We start from the raw sequence: 3,713 nt of genomic DNA on the forward strand, positions 1-3,713 counted from the left end.
GCGCCGGACTGGAGTCCGGCGCCTTCTTCGTGTCCAAGGACCGGCCTGTCAACCGGAGTTGACAGACCGGCATTGTCAACCTATGTTGACAGCATGACAGAAGCAACCGATCTCGCAGCGGCCGCGGGCAGCGCCGATCCCCGGGTCGGCCTGCGCGCGGTGGTGACGCTGCGCCGCCTCCTGGAGGGCCTCGAGAATCTCCAGGTGGCCAACGCCCGCCGCAAGGGCTGGTCCTGGCAGGAGATCGCGGACGCCCTCGAGGTGACCCGCCAGGGCGTCCACAAGAAGCATGCCGGCCGCGTGCCGATGCAGGACCCACGGGAGGGCTGAGATGTTCGAGCGATTCACCAATGAGGCACGAAACGTCGTGGTGCGCGCCCAGGAGGAGGCCCGCGAGTTGCAGCAGGCCCCGCTCGGGACGCAGCACGTGCTGCTGGCGCTGCTGGCGGACGAGGCGGGCCCGGTGGCCTCGGCGCCGGCCCTGCGGGACCGCGGCGTCGACGCTGCCTACCTGCGGGCCGAGGTCGTGCGCCGCGTCGGCCCCGGCACCGGGCCGCACCCGGACGTGCTGGCGGAGGCGGACGAGGAGGACGCCGCGGCCCTCAAGGCGATCGGCATCGACCTGGACGCGGTCCGCCGGGCCATCGAGGAGAACTTCGGCCCCGGCGCGCTGCGCCTGCCGCGGAACGCCCCGCCGAAGCGCCGGGGCCTGCTGGGCCGCCTCCGCGGCGGCGGGCGCACACCGTTCTCGCCCCGGGCCAAGAAGGTCCTGGAGCTCTCCCTGCGCGAGGCGCTCCGCCTGAAGCACAACTTCATCGCCCCGGAGCACATCCTGCTCGGCATCCTGCGCGAGGGGCGGGGCCTGGCCGTGCAGATCCTGACGGAGGCGCAGGTGGACCTCGCCCGGTTGCGCGTGGAGGTGACCCGCTCGCTGCTCGACACGGCGGCCTGAGCGCGCGTCATGCCTAATCCGGTGGTCGCCTGGGTATTACCGCCGACCTGGGCGACCACTGGAGGCACGATGAACTACCGCGTGGAGTACAACGGCGATGACATCGATCTTCCCACCCTGGACGCCGCGCTCGACAACGCGAAGCGGGCGATCGCTTCGGACCTCGGGCCGATCAGCGGGTGGAGCGTCGAGCACGACGAGTCGATCAACGACTGGTTCGTGCAGGGTGTCGTCGACGGTAAGGCCGTCGGTGCCACCGCCGTCGTCACCGGCCCGGAGCCCATGCTGACCGCGCGGAACTTCCCGCGGCACGCCCCGGCCCTCGCCGACGATCTCGCACACCGGCGGGTCTTCACCGGGAGCACCCCCGCCGACGTGCTCGCGATGGCCGCGAACTGGCTCGCCGGGCGTCCCGAGGTGCCGGCCGTCGACGATCTGGGCTGGCGGTCCCGCCGGGACGGCTTCGAGCTGCGGGTCTACTACCGCGTCTGATCGTTCGGCGCCGCAATATCCTCGGTCGACGAGGATATTGGAGGACCACGTGGATCTGACCACCATCGCGGCAGTGCTCTTCGACATGGACGGCACGCTCGTCGACTCCGACGCGGCCGTCGATCGCGCCTGGCGGGGCTGGGCGGCCGAGTTCGGCGCCGACCCGGACGCGGCGCTCGCGGTCGCACACGGCGCGCCGGCCGAGCGCACCGTCCGGCTGATGCTGCCCGGCCTGACCGATGACGGCGTGGCGAGCGCCGCGGCCCGCCAGCTCGAACTGCAGTACGACGACCTGTCCGACGTCGTGGCGACCCGGGGCGCGCACGAACTGCTGGCGTCCCTGCGGCTGCCGTGGGCGGTCGTGACCAGCGCCGATCTGCGGCTGGCCAAGGCCCGGCTGGGCGCGGCCGGAATCGAGGCGCCCGTGCTGGTCACGGTCGAGGACGTCCGGGCCGGCAAGCCGGATCCGGAGGGCTATCTGCGCGCGGCCGAGCTGCTCGGCGTCGCGGCGCGGGACTGCCTGGTCGTCGAGGACGCGGAGGTCGGCGTCGCCGCCGGGCGGGCGGCCGGCGCTCGGGTCGCCGCGCTCAAGGGCGTCGACGGCGACCTGCGCATCGACGACCTCGCCCAGCTCGCCCGGTTCCTGAACCCGTGACGGTGACGGCCGCCACCGCCGTACCGGTGGTATTTCAGATTTGAAAGAGTTACCGTTTGTGGCATGACCCGACCGCTCAGCGACAGCCAACAGCAAGCCTGGCGGGCCTTCGTCGAGAGCAGCTGGGCGCTGCACACCCGGCTCGAGGAGGACCTGCGCGCCGCGACCGGCCTGAGCATGTCGGATTTCCACGTCATGGTCGTGCTCTCCGAGGCGCCCGGCCACCGGGTGCGCATGGGTGAGCTCGCCGACCGGCTGGTCTTCTCGCCGAGCCGGTGCACCTACCAGATCACCTCGATGGTCAAGCGTGGCCTGGTCCGCAAGCAGAGCTGCTCCGACGACGGGCGCGGCCAGGAGGCCGTCCTTACCGACGCCGGCCTGGCCGCGCTGGCGGTCGCCGCGCCGCTGCATCTCGCCACCGTGCGGGAAACGTTCATCGACGACCTCGACGATGCCGAGATCGCCGCCATCACCCGCGTCTTCGGGCGCCTGGGTCCGCGACTGCGCTCGCTGCCGGTCACCGCCTGAGGGAGAGAGAAATGCCCGCGATCACCGTCGACGACGTCCTGGTCCTGCCGCGACTGCCGCAGCCCGACGCCGCCACCACCAGCTACCGGCCCGTGCACCGGCTCACCACCGCGCCGTCGGGCTACGAAGGCGAGGGCTTCCCCGTCCGGCGCGCCTTCGCCGGGGTCCCGACGAACGAGCTGGACCCGTTCATCCACCTGGACCAGATGGGCGAGGTCGACTACGCGCCGGGCGAGCCCAAGGGCACCTCGTGGCACCCGCACCGCGGCTTCGAGACCGTCACCTACATGATCGACGGCCAGATGGACCACCAGGACTCCAACGGTGGCGGCGGCTCGATCACCAACGGCGACACCCAGTGGATGACCGCGGGCGGCGGCATCCTGCACATCGAGGCCCCGCCGGAGCAGCTGGTGGCCAGCGGCGGGCTCTTCCACGGCCTGCAGCTCTGGGTCAACCTGCCCCGGGCCGCCAAGATGATCGCCCCGCAATACCAGGACATCCGGGGCCGGGAGGCAGCGCTGCTGACCACCCCCGACGGCGGCAGCCTGATCCGGGTGATCGCGGGCGAGATCGCGGGGCATGCCGGCCCCGGCTCCACACACACCCCGATCAACCTCGCCCACGTCACGCTGCAGCCGGGCGCCCAGCTCGACCTGCCCTGGCAGCCCGACTACAACGCCCTGGTCTACGTGCTCGCCGGGCGCGGCACGGTCGGCGTGGAGGCGCGCCCGATCCAGCTCGGCCAGCTCGCCGCCCACGGCGCCGGCGACACGATCCGGGTCAACGCCAACCGGACGCAGGACTCGAACGTGCCGGCGATGGAGCTGTTCATCATGGGCGGCCGGCCGATCCGCGAGCCGGTGGCGCAGTACGGCCCGTTCGTGATGAACACCCGCGAGGAGCTCATGCAGGCGTTCGAGGACTACCAGAAGGGCCGCCTCGGCGTCATCCCGGCGGAGCGCCTCCCGCACACCGACTGAGCACGACGCGGGGCCGGGGGGGGGGGGGGGGGCCGGCCCGGGGAGGTGGGGGAGGCGGGGGGGGGCCCCGCGGGGGGGGGCGGGGTGGGGCCGGGCCCCGGGG

Annotated in this window: 6 protein-coding genes and 1 pseudogene; all 7 read left to right on the plus strand. The window is 72.8% G+C overall.

Annotated elements, in window-relative coordinates:
* The first annotated feature begins 93 nt into the window (after positions 1–93).
* The 7 genes and pseudogenes from AB0F10_RS33755 (at position 94) to AB0F10_RS33785 (ending at position 3,610) form a co-directional block, all read left to right on the plus strand.
* The gene (locus AB0F10_RS33755) at positions 94–330 is read left to right on the plus strand and encodes a helix-turn-helix domain-containing protein (RefSeq protein ID WP_360634483.1); all 237 of its coding nucleotides are present in this window, start codon (positions 94–96) and stop codon (positions 328–330) included.
* Between the two features lies 1 nt (position 331).
* A pseudogene (locus AB0F10_RS33760) lies at positions 332–523 on the plus strand (Clp protease N-terminal domain-containing protein); the annotation flags it as partial.
* A gap of 42 nt (positions 524–565) precedes the next feature.
* Complete coding sequence (locus tag AB0F10_RS33765; protein WP_360634542.1) at positions 566–952, plus strand: Clp protease N-terminal domain-containing protein; 387 nt, start codon at positions 566–568, stop codon at positions 950–952.
* A 69-nt stretch (positions 953–1,021) separates the two neighbouring features.
* The gene (locus tag AB0F10_RS33770) at positions 1,022–1,444 is read left to right on the plus strand and encodes a hypothetical protein (protein ID WP_360634486.1); all 423 of its coding nucleotides are present in this window, start codon (positions 1,022–1,024) and stop codon (positions 1,442–1,444) included.
* A 49-nt stretch (positions 1,445–1,493) separates the two neighbouring features.
* The gene (locus tag AB0F10_RS33775) at positions 1,494–2,099 is read left to right on the plus strand and encodes an HAD-IA family hydrolase (RefSeq protein ID WP_360634489.1); all 606 of its coding nucleotides are present in this window, start codon (positions 1,494–1,496) and stop codon (positions 2,097–2,099) included.
* A gap of 63 nt (positions 2,100–2,162) precedes the next feature.
* Complete coding sequence (locus AB0F10_RS33780; RefSeq protein WP_360634492.1) at positions 2,163–2,627, plus strand: MarR family transcriptional regulator; 465 nt, start codon at positions 2,163–2,165, stop codon at positions 2,625–2,627.
* Positions 2,628–2,638: 11 nt separating this feature from the next.
* The gene (locus AB0F10_RS33785) at positions 2,639–3,610 is read left to right on the plus strand and encodes a pirin family protein (protein ID WP_360634495.1); all 972 of its coding nucleotides are present in this window, start codon (positions 2,639–2,641) and stop codon (positions 3,608–3,610) included.
* Positions 3,611–3,713: the final 103 nt, after the last annotated feature.

The organism is Actinoplanes sp. NPDC026623, from assembly GCF_040638275.1.
In the GTDB taxonomy this organism is placed as follows: Bacteria; Actinomycetota; Actinomycetes; order Mycobacteriales; family Micromonosporaceae; genus Actinoplanes.

Excerpts from the sequence above, each read along its gene's own strand:
- AB0F10_RS33755 (WP_360634483.1), top strand. The coding sequence starts at position 94 with ATGACAGAAGCAACCGATCTCGCAGCGGCCGCGGGCAGCGCCGATCCC.
- AB0F10_RS33770 (WP_360634486.1), top strand. The coding sequence starts at position 1,022 with ATGAACTACCGCGTGGAGTACAACGGCGATGACATCGATCTTCCCACC.
- AB0F10_RS33780 (WP_360634492.1), top strand. The coding sequence starts at position 2,163 with ATGACCCGACCGCTCAGCGACAGCCAACAGCAAGCCTGGCGGGCCTTC.
- AB0F10_RS33785 (WP_360634495.1), top strand. The coding sequence starts at position 2,639 with ATGCCCGCGATCACCGTCGACGACGTCCTGGTCCTGCCGCGACTGCCG.